This is a genomic window from Paragemmobacter kunshanensis, assembly GCF_011059185.1.
In the GTDB taxonomy this organism is placed as follows: Bacteria; Pseudomonadota; Alphaproteobacteria; order Rhodobacterales; family Rhodobacteraceae; genus Paragemmobacter; species Paragemmobacter kunshanensis.
In genome coordinates this window covers 82,089-94,786 of record NZ_JAALFE010000004.1, presented here as the reverse complement: position 1 = coordinate 94,786, position 12,698 = coordinate 82,089, and the positions used below count along the sequence as shown (strand labels likewise).

The following is a 12,698-nucleotide window of genomic DNA, read 5'->3' as shown; positions in this document are numbered from 1 at the left end:
CGACGCGGTCCAGCCAGTCGCGGAAGGCGGCGACGACATCGGCATCGCTGTCCACCAGATGCTAGGGCGCGGGATAGGTGCCGTCATGCACGTCATCGGCGAAGGCGCGCATGGCGGTGACGCGCTTTTCCTGAAGCCGTGCATATTCGCCCGCGAAATCGGCATAGACCTTGGCATGGCGGGGGATGTGGCCCGGGTTCTGGCCCAGCACGTCATCGGTGAAGAGGTATTGGGCATGCCCGCCCGCGCCTGCGCCCATCGAGATGAGGAAGAGGCTGGTCCGCTCCGCGATGGCCTGGGTGATGGCATGCGGGACGACCTCGATTTCCGCCGCGAATGCGCCTGCCTCCTCCAGCGCCTTGACCTGGTTCCAGACGCGTTGCGCGGTTTCCAGCGTCTTGCCCACTGCCTTGAACCCGCCGGTCCATGTGCGTTTGGACGGGATCAGGCCGACATGGCCGCAGACGGGCAGGGCGTGATCGGCCATGGCGCGGATGGTGGTCAGCGAGCCGGAACAGTAAAAGCCGTCTGCCCCGTGCTTGTAGAGGGGGAAGGCCCATTTCAGGAAATCGGCGGTGTCGCCGATTTCGTAGAAATTGTCGCCCGGAAAGGCAAAGGCGGTGGGGGCCGCGTCGCGGAAGCGGCGGTCCATGATCATGGCGGGCGGGATGGAGAGAAGTTCGACCCCCGCTTTCTCGGCGGCTTCGGCCTCTTCCAGCGTTTCGACCCGCAGCATGGCGAATTGGTGCTTGCCGCGCTGATCCAGCAGGTCGCGGACGGTCAGGCGTTTCGCCATCACGGCACCTCGATATAGACGTCGCCGCCTTCGACCTTGACCGGGAAGGTGCGAAGGTTGACGCAGACGGGGGTGCGCCTGGCTTCGCCGGTGCGGTAGTCGAACTGGCCGTTGTGTTTCGGGCATTCGATCAGGTGGCCCATGACGAGCCCGTCGCAGAGATGCACGTTTTCATGGGTGCAGAGGCCCGCGGTGGCGAAGAAGTCGCCTTCGGGGGAGTGGTAGATGGCGTAGGTGGCGCCGGCGTGATCGAAGCGGATCAGGTCCTCTTCGTCGATGTCGTCGGTGGCGCAGGCGCGGATCCATTGGGGCATCGGGCAATCCTCATTCGGCGGGCAGCGCGTCGGGCAGGTCGCCCAGGGCCGCACGGTGGAAATCTTCGCGATAGGGTTTCGCGGTGGGGGGCAGGTCGCGCCGCAGGAAATAATCCTCGTAGGCGAGCTGGCGGCGCAGGGCGGGCCACATCTCGGCAAAGGCCTCGGCTATGGAGCGGTTGGGGGCGGGGAGGTCGTGCTTGATGGTTTCGTGCAGACGCGGCAGGGCGTGATAGGGGACCATCGGGAACATGTGGTGTTCCACATGGTAGTTCATGTTCCAGTAGATGAAGCGGCTGATCGGGTTCATGTAGACGGTGCGCGAGTTCAGCCGGTGGTCGATGACGTTGTCGGCAAGGCCGCCATGCTGCAGGAGGCCCGTCATGATGTGGTGCCATGCGCCATACATGCGGGGCAGGCCGATCACCATGAGGGGCAGGATGGACCCCATCCAGACCGCGGTGGCGAGGGTGGCGGCGTAGATCGCGGTGTAGAGGATCGCCACGCGCTGCACCTTGGCCCATTCGGATTGGGGGACGAAGGTGCGCTCTTCGGCCGTGGGGCCGGAGAGGGCGTTCTGGATCATCCGGGGGAAGAAGGCGATGACATCGGGGATGCCGAAGAAGGCGCCGATCAGCTTGACGAAGGCCGGGGGGCGCATGATGGCGATTTCCGGGTCGCGGCCGACGATGTAGGTGTCGGTGTGGTGGCGGGCATGGCTCCACCGCCAGGTGGCGGAGTTGCGCATGATCATGAAGGAGGCGATTTCGTAGACGGCGTTGTTCATCCACGGCGTCTTGAAGGCCGTGCCGTGGCCGCATTCATGCCAGCGCGAATCCGAGGCGGAGCCGTAGAGGACGCCATAGGCGGCCCAGAATGGCACGCACCACCATGAACCCCAGAGCGCGATGCCCCCGGCGGCGAAGGCGATCATGCAGCCGTAGAGGATGATGGTGTCGCGGATCGCCGGTTGATCCGACCGCTGCATCAACTCTTTCATCACCTTGCGGGGGACATCTGTGTGATACCACTCCGCCGCGGCAAGCCCGGTTTCGACGGCGCGGGCGCCATCGGAGCCGAGCAGGCTGTAGTCTCTTTTCGCCATGCGATCCTCCCTCTCGGCGCGGGGCGCGCGCCGGTCTTTTGGGGCAGCTTAGAACAATCGTTCCGCTTTTCGGTAGGGCAAATGCTGGATCTTTCGCCGCTTTTCGTCATAGTGATGCAGAAGAATGACGAAAAATCATCAGGTGATGCGATGGCAAGACGGCCGGGCATGGCGGCGCTGGCGGCGGCGGCGGGGGTTTCGGTGGCGACGGTGGATCGGCTGCTGAACGGGCGCGAGGCGGTGGCGGCTGCGACCCGCGCGGCGGTGCTGGAGGCGGCGCTGCGGATCGGGCATCCGGCGGCGGCGCGGCTGACGGAGGGCGCGGGCAGGGCGGTGCCTTCGGTGCGCTTTGGCGTGCTGCTGCACAAGCAGGGGCAGGAGTTCTATCAGAACATGGCGCGCGAGTTCCGGTCGGCCGTCGCGCTGCTGCCGGGGGTGAAGGGGCAGCTGGTCATGGAATTCTCGGCCAGTCAGGCGCCGAGCGAGGTGGCGGGGCTCCTGCGGGGCATGGCGGGGCGCTGCGATGTGATCGCGGCGACGGCGGTGAACCATCCCGAGATCACGGCGGCGGTGGAGGCGTTGAAGGCGCAGGGCGTGCCGGTCTTTTCGCTGCTGTCTGATTTCGCGCAAGGCGTGCGGGCGGGTTATGTGGGGTTGAACAACCTGAAGGTGGGGCGGACGGCGGCCTGGATGATCTCGCTTTCCGTTCGGGGCGGCGGGAAGGTGGCGATCTTCGTCGGCGGGGCGCGCTGGCATGGGCATGACCTGCGCGAGACGGGGTTTCGGGCCTTTCTGCGCGAGGAAAGGCCGGATCTTGAAGTGCTGGAGAGCATCGTGAACCTCGAGACCCGGCAGCTGACCTATGAGACGACGCTGAACCTGCTGACCCGCCATCCCGACCTGCGCGGGATCTTCGTTGCCGGGGGCGGGATGGAGGGGGCCATTGCCGCGCTTCAGCAGGCGCGCAGGCCGGGCGAGGTGGCGGTGGTGGTGAATGAAGTGACCGCCGACTCGCGGGCGGGTCTGGCCCAGGGCTGGGTGACGATGGTCGATGCGACGCCGCTGCCGGATCTGTGCCAGACGGTGCTGGGGCTGATGGTGCGGGCCGTGCGTGAGCGCGGGAATGGCGGGGCGGGGCAGGTGTTTCTGCCGGTCCAGTTGCATGTGGCGGAATCGATCTGACGGCAGGGCGCTGTCGGCGAGAACCACTCCGAGCCTGGGGGTGAGGACGGTCCCCTCGGGCGAACCCGGGCCGGGAAACGGGCTTTTCCATTGAAATCACCTGTTCAGCGGCGCAGTGCCGCGCGCGGTGCAGCAGGGTGTATGCACGCGGAGGCGTTTTCTCCTTCGGCCCTGCCTTCCGGACAGGAGGCCAGAAATGACGAAAAATCGTCAATTCTGACGATCTGCGCGATGAATCTGCGCCCTGGGTCCGATGCACAAAAGAAACCGCTTCTTTGGAATGAATATTCCATTACTGCGAAACTATGGCATGATGCGGGCAACGGGCCTGCGACGCCGTGATCGAGGATGACCGTAGAGATGCTGCCCTTTGCCCTGAACCACATGACCGCCCCGCGACTGGGATGGGAGGCCTTTGCCGATCTCGCGGCGGGCCTGGGCTGCGTGGGGGTGGAGTATCGCAACGATCTGGCGGGGCCGCTGTTCGGCGGGGCCGATCCGGCGGCGGTGGGGGCGGCGGTCCGGGCGCGCGGTCTGCGCTTCCTTGCGCTGGCCGAGGTCAAGATGTTCAACGACTGGTCCGATGCCAAGGCGGCGGAGGCTGAGGCGCTGATGCGGATCGCGGTGGCGGCAGGGGCCGAGGCGGTGAGCCTGATCCCGCGCAATGACGGCGTGGCGACGGAGCGGGGCGAGAGCCGCAAGGTGACGGAGGCGGCGCTGCGGGAAATCCTGCCGATGCTGCGCGCGCATGGGTTGAAGGCGACGGTGGAGCCGCTGGGCTTTGCAGTCTGTTCGCTGCGCTACAAGGACGTGCTGGCCGAGGCAATTGATGCGGTGGGCGGGGTCGGCACCTGTTTCATGGTGCATGACACCTTCCACCATGCGCTGGCGGGGTTCGGGCCGATCTTCCCGGAGTTGACGGGGATCGTCCATGTGTCGGGCGTCAAGGACATGATCCCGCTGGACGACATGCGCGATCCGCATCGGGTGCTGGTCGATGGTGATGACGTGCTGGGCAATGTGGCCCAGATCCGGGCGCTGCGGCGCGCGGGCTATGCGGGGCCGATCAGTTACGAGCCCTTTGCGCCGTCGGTCCATGACTTGACCGATCCGAAACCCGCGCTGGCGGCTTCGATGGAATTCATCCGCGCGGGCGTGGAGGCCTGAGCGGAGGGAATGCCGCCCGGAAGCGGGCGGTCCGGCAGGGAGAACGGTGTGCCGGACACCGACAGTGGAGGAGAGAACCAATGAAAAAGACCCTGATCGCTGCGGGCTTCGTCTCGCTGATGGGGACCACCGCGATGGCCGACGGGATCGGCGTGTCGATGGCGCTGTTCGATGACAACTTCCTGACCGTGCTGCGCAACGGGATTCAGGCGCAGGCCGATGCGGCGGGCCTGTCGGTGCAGATCGAGGACGCGCAGAACGACGTGGCCAAGCAGCTGGACCAGATCAACAACTTCATCGCGTCGGGTGTGGATGCGATCATCGTGAACCCGGTCGATACGTCCGCCACGCAGGCGATGACGGATGCCGCTGCCGCCGCGGGCGTGCCGCTGGTCTATGTGAACCGCCAGCCGATCAACGTGGACAGCCTGCCCGACAATCAGGCCTTTGTCGCGTCGAACGAAAGCGAATCCTCGCGTCAGGGCTTCATCGAGCAGTGCAACCAGTGGAAGGCCGCAGGCAAGGACGAGGTGAGCGTCTATGTCATGCAGGGCGAGCTTTCCAATCAGGCCGCCGTGCAGCGCACGCAGAATTATTACGACGTGATGGAAGCGGGCGAATGCGCGGTGAAGGTCAATGTCATCGACCAGCAGACCGCCAACTGGTCGCGGGATCAGGCGCAGAACCTGATGACGAACTGGCTGTCCACGGGCGCGGCCTTCGACGGCGTGCTGGCCAACAATGACGAAATGGCGCTGGGCGCGATCCAGGCGATGAAGGCGGCGGGCATCGACATGGCTTCGGTCATCGTGTCGGGCGTGGATGCGACGCAGGACGCGCTGGCCTCCATGCAGGCGGGCGAGCTGGACATCACGGTGTTCCAGAACGCGGCGGCGCAGGGTGGCGGCGCGCTGGATGCGGCGGTGAAGCTGGCCGCGGGCGAGGCGGTGGAGCAGAAGGTCTATGTCCCCTTCGAACTGGTGACGCCTGCGAATATCGACGGCTACCTGTCCAAGAACTGATCCCCCCGCGGGATGACAAGGGGGCGGCGGAGCAAGCGCCGCCCCGCTTCATTCCTGCGCCTGTTGTGGCAGGATGGATGAAAACGGCAAGCGGGAGGAGGACGCCATGGCAGAGGCGACGCATGGGCTGGGTGGCCTGAAATACGATCCGGCGAAGAGGACGCGCGCTCCGGAATGGAACGTGTTCGGGGCGCTTGTCCTGATCCTTGTGATCTTCGAGGTTCTGAACCGCATGCAGGGGGGATCCTTCCTGTTCAACATGCGCGACAATGTGGACGCGATCTTCAACCAGCAGCGGCTGGACATCATGATCCTGCAGGTGGCGATCATCGGGATCATCGCGCTGGGGGTGACGCAGGTCATCATCATCGGGGGGATCGACTTGTCGTCGGGCTCTGTCGTGGGGGCGACGGCGATGATCGTGATGAGTTTCGCGCAGACGGCGATGGTGAACGGGAACCCGAACCCGAAGGCGATCTTCGGGGACTGGGCGATGGACCTGCCGGTGATCGTGCCGATTGCCGCGGGGCTGGCCTGCGGGTTGCTGGCAGGGTTGGTGAACGGGCTTCTGGTGGCCTATACGAAGATCCCGCCCTTCATCGCGACCTTGGGGATGATGGTATCGGCGCGCGGCGTGGCGCGGTGGTGGTCGAACGGGCAGCCTGTCAGCTTTCCGACCGAGGGGTACGGGAGCCTTGCGAATGGCGATCTGCTGGGGGGGATGACCTTCGGCCTGCTGTCCTGGCAGGGGCAGAACCCGGCGGTGGTCTTCGTGCTGCTGGCGGTGCTGTTCCATCTGGTGATGAAATACACGCTGTACGGCAAGCGCAGCTATGCCATCGGGTCGAACGAGGCGGCGGCGCGGATGTCGGGGATCAATGTCGATCGGCACAAGGTGCTGGTCTATACGATGGCCGGTCTGCTGGCCGCCGTGGCCGCGATCCTGCTGACGTCGAAGAACCTGACGGCGCAGGCGGGCATGGGGGTGATGTACGAACTGGACGCGATTGCCATGGCGGTGATCGGGGGTGTGTCGCTGGCCGGGGGGCGCGGGTCGATCATCGGCACCGTGCTGGGGGCTGCGATCTTTTCGGTGATCATCTCGGGTTTCACCTCGATCCGGCTGGACGCCTATTACCAGGAGATGGTGAAGGGCGCGATCATCGTCGGGGCGGTCGTTCTGGACCAGTGGCGGCAACGCACGCGGACGCGGGGGTGAGGGACATGGCAAGGATCATTCTGGAAACCCGGGGCCTGACGAAGCGCTATGGCGGCGTGCATGCGCTGGAGGACGCGGATTTCGTGCTGCACGAGGGTGAGCATGTGGCGGTCGTGGGCGACAACGGGGCGGGGAAATCCACCTTCGTCCGGCAGGTCACGGCGGTGGAGCAGCGGACGGCGGGGGAGATTTTCTTCGACGGCCAGCCGGTGAGTTTTGCAGGGCCGCTGGAGGCGCGCGAGGCCGGGATCGAGACGGTGTTCCAGACGCTGGCGCTGGCCGATGATCTGGACGTGCCGTCGAACCTGTTCCTTGGGCGGGAATTGTTCAGGTTCCGGCTGGGGCCGTTCTCCATCCTCGACCGCAAGGCGATGCGCGAGCGGACGCTGGAGGCGCTGAAGACGACGGCGGTGAAGATCCCGAACGTGGACAACCCGATCCGCAACATGTCGGGCGGGCAGCGGCAATGCGTGGCCATCGCGCGGACGGCGGCATTTGCCAGCAAGCTGGTGATCATGGATGAGCCGACGGCGGCGCTGGGCGTGCAGGAGACGGCGCAGGTGGAGAACATCATCCGGGGCTTGAAGGACCGGGGGGTGCCGCTGATCCTGATCAGCCACAACCTGCGGCAGGTCTTCGATCTGGTGGACCGGATCGTGGTGTTCCGGCGCGGGCGGATCGTGGCCAGCCTGCGCAAGGACGAGACGGACGGGAATGACATCGTGTCCTACATCACTGGGGTGAAGGGCGGGACAGAGGCGGCCTGACGCGGCGCGCGGGCAGGGCCTTGGACCTTTGGGCCGTGACCGGGTAAGCAGGGGGGTGAACTGCCGCCCTGCCGCGCCCCCGGCGCGGCGCCTTTTGGAAATGCCGATGACCCATCAGATCGAGTTGCGCGTCTATTACGAAGATACCGACCTTGCCGGCATCGTCTATTACGCGAATTACCTGAAATTCATCGAACGCGGGCGGACGGAATGGGTCCGGTCGCTGGGGGTGGATCAGGCGGCGCTGAAGCGCGAGGAGGGGATTGTCTTCGCCGTGCGCCGGGTCGAGGCGGATTACCTGCGTCCGGCGCGGTTCGATGATCTGCTGGTGGTGAAGACACGGCTGCTTGCGCTGGGCGGCGCGCGGATCGAGGTGGAGCAGACGGTGGAGCGGGACGGGGCGATCCTGTTCACCGCGCGGGTGGTGCTGGTCTGCCTTTCGGAGGCGGGCGTGGCGGCACGCATCCCGGCCGGGCTGCGATCCAGGCTGGCGCCGCTGCATCACTGACGGCGGCGCGGCGCGCTTTTTCTGCGCTGCAGCGGCAGCTTGCTGCCGGTTGCGGCAATGTCGCGCAGATGTGTTGGCATTCTGCATGGAAAACGGATAGAATCACCGCTAAAGGGCCGCGCCAAGGATGGCCCCGCAACAAGAGCAGGCGTAATGGAAACGGAAACCCTCGCGGCGGCGCAGGAGATTGATTTCTCCGTGCTTGCGCTTTTCATGAAAGCGACACTCACCAACAAGCTGGTTCTGATGACCCTGCTGCTGATGAGTTTCTGGTCGTGGTCGATCATCATCCAGCGCGTGCTGACCTTCCGGCGCGCGCGGGCAGAGGCCGAGGAATTCGACCGTGCCTTCTGGTCGGGCGAGCCGCTGGACGAGCTTTACGAGACCATCGGGCCGCAGCCGCAGGGTGCGAGCGAGCGGATCTTTGTGGCAGGCATGACGGAATGGCGGCGCAGCCACCGGCAGGATGGCAAGCTGATCGCGGGGGCGCAGGCGCGCATCGACCGGGCGATGGACGTGGCCATCGCGCGCGAGAACGAGGTGCTGAACAAGGGGCTGGGCTTTCTGGCAACGACCGGTTCCACCGCGCCCTTCATCGGGCTTTTCGGGACGGTCTGGGGGATCAAGCATTCCTTCGAGCAGATCGCCATCAGCCAGAACACCAACCTGGCCGTCGTGGCCCCCGGCATTGCCGAGGCGCTGCTGGCAACCGCCATCGGCCTTGTGGCGGCGATCCCGGCGGTGGTGGCCTATAACAAGCTCAACAGCGACAGCGAGCGTATCCTGAACGGGTATGAATCCTTCGCCGACGAGTTTTCCACCATCCTGTCGCGCCAGCTGGACGCCTGAGCCATGGGGGCCGGGATAGCCAAGGGGGCAGGCGGGGGCGGACGGCGCGGGCGCAAGCGGCGGCGCGCGGGGCCGATGGCGGATATCAACGTCACGCCCTTCATCGACGTGATGCTGGTGCTGCTGATCATCTTCATGGTGGCGGCGCCGATGCTGACGGTGGGGGTGCCCATCGAATTGCCGGAAACGGCGGCGAATGCCCTTCCGGCCGAGCAGGAAGAGCCGCTGGCGATCACCATGACGGCGGATGGCAAGCTGCTGATCCAGACGACGGAGACGGCGCCGGAAGAGCTGATCTCGCGCCTGAGCGCGATTGCGGCGGAGCGGACGTCGGACAAGATCTTCCTGCGGGCGGACGGATCCATCCCCTATGCAAGGGTGGCCGAGGTGATGGGCGCGCTGAACGCGGGCGGGTTCAACAATATCGGGCTGGTCACGGATGCGGGCGGCCCGACGCTTGACGGTAACGGCGGCTGACGGCCGGGCGGAGCATGGAAAAGGGCCAGATCATTTCGGGTGTCGCGCATGCGGGCGTGATCCTCTGGGTTATCCTGGGGGATTGGCTGTTCCGTGCGCCGACCTTGCCCGAGATTCAGGTGGCCGAGGTGTCGCTGATGACGGGGGCGGAGTTCGACGCGATGATGGCGTCAGCCCCGCCGCCCGCGACGCCGCTGACCCCGGAGCCCCCGGCGGAGGAGCCCGCGCCGCAGGAGCCCGAGATCACGCCGCCCGAGGAGATCGCGCCGCCCGAGCCGGTGGTGCCGGACGAGCCGCCGCCGCCCGCCGAGGAGCCGCCGCCGGTGGCCCCGCCGGAAGAGCCCTTGCCCGAGGATCTGCCCGTCGAGGCGGTGCCGCAGCCCATCGAGACGCCCGATCCCGTGGCCCCCATCGCCGAGGTGGAGCAGCCCATTCCCGTGGCCCCGTCGGATGTTCGCCCGCGTCCGCGGCCCGTGGACCGGGTGGCCGCGGTGCCGGTGGAAAGCGTGGATGCGCCCGAGGTGGCCGAGCAGGTGATCGAAGAGGTGACCGACCAGCCCAGCGAAGAGGCGCAGATCGTCGAGGAGCAGCAGGAAGCCGCCGCGCCGGAAGAGGCCACGACGCAGATCGTGACCGAGGCGGTGGAGACCGAAGAGGATGCGCCCCAGCTTGAGATGACCGCCTCGTTGCGGCCGCGGTCGCGGCCCGAACGGGTGGCCACGCCCGAGGAGCCTGTCGAGGAGGTGCCCGCGCCTGCGGAGACGCCGGCGGAGGACAGCGCGACCGAGGATGCGGTGGCCGCCGCCCTGGCCGAGGCATTGGCCGACAATCAGGCCGCCGCGGAAGAGGCCGCCGCCGCCGAAGCCGCCGCGCAGGACAGCAATCTGCCCGCGGGCCCGCCGATGACGGCGGGCGAGCAGGATGCGCTGCGGGTGGCGGTGCAGGCCTGCTGGAATGTCGGCGCGCTGTCGATGGAGGCGCTGCGGACAACGGTGACGGTGGCGGTCAGCGTCGGGCAGGACGGCGTGCCGGATGCCGGGTCGATCACGATGATCGCCTCGAACGGCGAGTCGGACACGGCCACGCGGCAGGCCTTCGAGGCGGCGCGGCGGGCGATCATCCGCTGCGGCGCGCGCGGTTTTCCGCTTCCGCCCGAGAAATACGACCAGTGGCGCAACATGGAACTGGTATTCGACCCGAACGGGATGCGGATGCGATGACCGCGCGCCCCGACAGATGCCGGCATGGCGGCGCCGCTCGCGCCATTGTGTCCCCGAAGAAGCGCCGTTCGCGGCATGTTGTAATCGACTGACCGAGGAGATTGGGGCCAAGATGATGTTTGTCAGAACCCTCACCCCCATGCTTGCGCTTGCGCTTGGCCTGTTCGTGGGGGCGCTTGCGCCCGCCGCCGCCCAGGGCCAGGGGCCGCTGCGCATCACCATCACCGATGGCGTGATCGAACCCCTGCCCTTTGCCGTGCCGGGCTTCGTGGCCGAGAATGGCGCGGCCGCCGAATATGCCGCGAACATCACGCGGGTGATTGCGTCGGATCTGGCCGGAACCGGGCTGTTCCGCGAGATCCCGGCCGAGGCGCATATCGCGCGGGTGTCGAGCTTTGACAGCCCGGTGTCCTTTCCCGACTGGCAGGCGATCAATGCGCAGGCGCTGATCGTGGGGGCGGTGAGCGCGTCGGGCGATCAGATCGTGGTGAAGTTCCGCCTGTTCGACGTGTTCAGCGGCCAGCAGATGGGCGAAGGGCTGCAATTCGCGGGCACGCCCGGCACCTGGCGGCGGATGGCGCACAAGGTGGCGGATGCGGTCTATAGCCGGATCACGGGGGAAGGCCCCTATTTCGACAGCCGCGTGGTCTTTGTGGCCGAGAGCGGGCCGAAGAACCAGCGGGTGAAGCGGCTGGCGGTGATGGATTACGACGGCGCGAACATCGCCTATCTGACGGATGGCGGGTCCATCGTGCTGGCGCCGCGGTTTTCGCCGACGGGCAACCAGATCGTCTTTACCAGCTATGAATCGGGTTTTCCGCGCATCTATCTGATGGATGTCGGATCGCTGCAGGTGCAGGCCCTGGCCCAGACGGATGGCAACATGACCTTTGCCCCGCGCTTTGCGCCCGACGGGCGGACGGTGGTGTTCAGCCTGGAGCGGGGCGGAAACTCCGACATCTATGCGCTGGATGTGGGCAGCGGGCAGATCCGGCAGCTGACCAATGCGCCGTCGATCGAGACCGCGCCCAGCTTTTCGCCCGATGGCAGCATGATCGTCTTTGAAAGCGACAGGTCGGGCACCCAGCAGCTTTACGTGATGCCCGCCAGCGGGGGCGAGGGGACACGGATCTCCTCGGGGCCGGGGCGTTATGGCACGCCGGTCTGGTCGCCGCAGGGGGATTACATCGCCTTCACGAAGCAGAATGCGGGCCGGTTCCATATCGGCGTGATGCGGACGGATGGCAGCGAGGAGCGGTTGCTGACGGCGTCCTTCCTGGATGAAGGCCCGACCTGGGCACCGAATGGCCGGGTGATCATGTTCACGCGCGAAAGCGCGGGGGCGGGCGGGCAGGCGGCGCTGTTCAGCGTCGACATTTCCGGGCGCAACCTGCGGCAGATCCCGACCGAGGGCCCGGCTTCCGATCCGGCTTGGTCGCCGCTTCTGCCCTGAGACATGGCGCGCGCCCGATTCACAGGCGCGCGCGAACCTGATATGCTGGCCCGCAATCGAGCCAAGAACACCAAAAGGAACCCCTCCATGACGCTTTTCCCCAAGGCCCTTATGATTGTCGCCGTGCTTGGCCTGGCGGCCTGCAACAACCCTGACCGCTTTGGCGCGGGCGGGGCCGGTGCCGATGGTGCCGGCGGTTTCGGTGCCGGCGGCATCGGGACATCCGGTCTGGGCGATCCGAACGATCCCCGCTCCATCGCCTATTTCAACCAGGCCGTGGGCGACCGCGTGCTGTTCGCGGTGGACCAGTCGACCCTGTCGCCCGAGGCGCGGATGGTGCTGCAGGGGCAGGCGCAGTGGCTGAACTCCAACCCAGATTATGCCATCATCATCGAAGGCCATGCCGATGAGCAGGGCACGCGGGAATACAACATCGCGCTGAGCGCGCGGCGCGCGGCTTCGGTGCAGGATTTCCTGATTTCGCAGGGCGTGGCCGCCGCGCGGATGAAGACGATCCCCTATGGCAAGGAGCGCCCGATCGAGGTTTGCTCGAGCGAGGAATGCTATGCCAAGAACCGCCGGGCCGTGACCGTGCTGTCGATGGGTGCGGGGGCCTGAT

The 12,698-nt window shown here is 66.5% G+C and carries 14 protein-coding genes; 11 read left to right on the top strand and 3 right to left on the bottom strand.

Features of this window, described 5'->3' with window-relative positions:
* Nucleotides 1–61: 61 nt before the first annotated feature.
* From G5V65_RS05685 to G5V65_RS05675, 3 genes are read right to left on the bottom strand one after another with little or no spacing between them, the layout of a single operon-like run.
* Nucleotides 62–796 (bottom strand): 3-methyl-2-oxobutanoate hydroxymethyltransferase, encoded by a 735-nt coding sequence (locus G5V65_RS05685; RefSeq protein ID WP_206526689.1) that lies wholly within the window; start codon nt 794–796, stop codon nt 62–64.
* A complete protein-coding gene (locus tag G5V65_RS05680) occupies nt 796–1,110 on the bottom strand; it encodes a MocE family 2Fe-2S type ferredoxin (RefSeq protein ID WP_165047766.1) in 315 nt (104 codons plus the stop codon). The genes G5V65_RS05685 and G5V65_RS05680 overlap by 1 nt, the downstream gene beginning before the upstream one ends.
* Before the next feature lie 10 nt (nt 1,111–1,120).
* Complete coding sequence (locus tag G5V65_RS05675; protein WP_165047764.1) at nt 1,121–2,215, bottom strand: fatty acid desaturase family protein; 1,095 nt, start codon at nt 2,213–2,215, stop codon at nt 1,121–1,123.
* A gap of 150 nt (nt 2,216–2,365) precedes the next feature.
* Between G5V65_RS05675 and G5V65_RS05670 the strand changes: the two genes are divergently transcribed.
* From G5V65_RS05670 to pal, 11 genes are all read left to right on the top strand, one after another.
* Complete coding sequence (locus G5V65_RS05670) at nt 2,366–3,397, top strand: substrate-binding domain-containing protein (RefSeq protein ID WP_165047762.1); 1,032 nt, start codon at nt 2,366–2,368, stop codon at nt 3,395–3,397.
* A gap of 348 nt (nt 3,398–3,745) precedes the next feature.
* Nucleotides 3,746–4,564, top strand: coding sequence for a TIM barrel protein (locus G5V65_RS05665; protein ID WP_241250460.1), 819 nt, complete (start codon nt 3,746–3,748; stop codon nt 4,562–4,564).
* An 80-nt stretch (nt 4,565–4,644) separates the two neighbouring features.
* Nucleotides 4,645–5,586: a substrate-binding domain-containing protein gene (locus G5V65_RS05660; protein WP_165047760.1), complete on the top strand. Its 942-nt coding sequence runs from the start codon at nt 4,645–4,647 to the stop codon at nt 5,584–5,586.
* Between the two features lie 106 nt (nt 5,587–5,692).
* On the top strand, nt 5,693–6,805 hold the full coding sequence (locus G5V65_RS05655; RefSeq protein WP_165047759.1) for an ABC transporter permease: 1,113 nt from the start codon (nt 5,693–5,695) through the stop codon (nt 6,803–6,805).
* 5 nt (nt 6,806–6,810) lie between these two features.
* A complete protein-coding gene (locus tag G5V65_RS05650; RefSeq protein WP_165047756.1) occupies nt 6,811–7,572 on the top strand; it encodes an ATP-binding cassette domain-containing protein in 762 nt (253 codons plus the stop codon).
* Nucleotides 7,573–7,678: 106 nt separating this feature from the next.
* On the top strand, nt 7,679–8,080 hold the full coding sequence (gene ybgC / locus G5V65_RS05645; RefSeq protein ID WP_165047754.1) for a tol-pal system-associated acyl-CoA thioesterase: 402 nt from the start codon (nt 7,679–7,681) through the stop codon (nt 8,078–8,080).
* A gap of 153 nt (nt 8,081–8,233) precedes the next feature.
* Nucleotides 8,234–8,929, top strand: coding sequence for a protein TolQ (gene tolQ, locus G5V65_RS05640; protein WP_165047752.1), 696 nt, complete (start codon nt 8,234–8,236; stop codon nt 8,927–8,929).
* 3 nt (nt 8,930–8,932) lie between these two features.
* The gene (gene tolR, locus G5V65_RS05635; RefSeq protein ID WP_165047750.1) at nt 8,933–9,406 is read left to right on the top strand and encodes a protein TolR; all 474 of its coding nucleotides are present in this window, start codon (nt 8,933–8,935) and stop codon (nt 9,404–9,406) included.
* Between the two features lie 14 nt (nt 9,407–9,420).
* The gene (locus G5V65_RS05630; protein WP_165047747.1) at nt 9,421–10,626 is read left to right on the top strand and encodes a cell envelope biogenesis protein TolA; all 1,206 of its coding nucleotides are present in this window, start codon (nt 9,421–9,423) and stop codon (nt 10,624–10,626) included.
* Nucleotides 10,627–10,738: 112 nt separating this feature from the next.
* Entirely contained in the window at nt 10,739–12,079 is a 1,341-nt protein-coding gene (gene tolB / locus G5V65_RS05625) for a Tol-Pal system beta propeller repeat protein TolB (RefSeq protein WP_206526688.1), read from the top strand.
* A gap of 87 nt (nt 12,080–12,166) precedes the next feature.
* The gene (pal, locus tag G5V65_RS05620; protein WP_165047745.1) at nt 12,167–12,697 is read left to right on the top strand and encodes a peptidoglycan-associated lipoprotein Pal; all 531 of its coding nucleotides are present in this window, start codon (nt 12,167–12,169) and stop codon (nt 12,695–12,697) included.
* Nucleotide 12,698 lies beyond the last annotated feature (1 nt).

What these genes read in the sequence shown, in the direction of transcription:
- G5V65_RS05685 (WP_206526689.1), bottom strand. Translation starts at nt 796, where the DNA reads ATGGCGAAACGCCTGACCGTCCGCGACCTGCTGGATCAGCGCGGCAAG.
- G5V65_RS05680 (WP_165047766.1), bottom strand. Translation starts at nt 1,110, where the DNA reads ATGCCCCAATGGATCCGCGCCTGCGCCACCGACGACATCGACGAAGAG.
- G5V65_RS05675 (WP_165047764.1), bottom strand. Translation starts at nt 2,215, where the DNA reads ATGGCGAAAAGAGACTACAGCCTGCTCGGCTCCGATGGCGCCCGCGCC.
- G5V65_RS05670 (WP_165047762.1), top strand. Translation starts at nt 2,366, where the DNA reads ATGGCAAGACGGCCGGGCATGGCGGCGCTGGCGGCGGCGGCGGGGGTT.
- G5V65_RS05665 (WP_241250460.1), top strand. Translation starts at nt 3,746, where the DNA reads ATGACCGTAGAGATGCTGCCCTTTGCCCTGAACCACATGACCGCCCCG.
- G5V65_RS05660 (WP_165047760.1), top strand. Translation starts at nt 4,645, where the DNA reads ATGAAAAAGACCCTGATCGCTGCGGGCTTCGTCTCGCTGATGGGGACC.
- G5V65_RS05655 (WP_165047759.1), top strand. Translation starts at nt 5,693, where the DNA reads ATGGCAGAGGCGACGCATGGGCTGGGTGGCCTGAAATACGATCCGGCG.
- G5V65_RS05650 (WP_165047756.1), top strand. Translation starts at nt 6,811, where the DNA reads ATGGCAAGGATCATTCTGGAAACCCGGGGCCTGACGAAGCGCTATGGC.
- ybgC (WP_165047754.1), top strand. Translation starts at nt 7,679, where the DNA reads ATGACCCATCAGATCGAGTTGCGCGTCTATTACGAAGATACCGACCTT.
- tolQ (WP_165047752.1), top strand. Translation starts at nt 8,234, where the DNA reads ATGGAAACGGAAACCCTCGCGGCGGCGCAGGAGATTGATTTCTCCGTG.
- tolR (WP_165047750.1), top strand. Translation starts at nt 8,933, where the DNA reads ATGGGGGCCGGGATAGCCAAGGGGGCAGGCGGGGGCGGACGGCGCGGG.
- G5V65_RS05630 (WP_165047747.1), top strand. Translation starts at nt 9,421, where the DNA reads ATGGAAAAGGGCCAGATCATTTCGGGTGTCGCGCATGCGGGCGTGATC.
- tolB (WP_206526688.1), top strand. Translation starts at nt 10,739, where the DNA reads ATGATGTTTGTCAGAACCCTCACCCCCATGCTTGCGCTTGCGCTTGGC.
- pal (WP_165047745.1), top strand. Translation starts at nt 12,167, where the DNA reads ATGACGCTTTTCCCCAAGGCCCTTATGATTGTCGCCGTGCTTGGCCTG.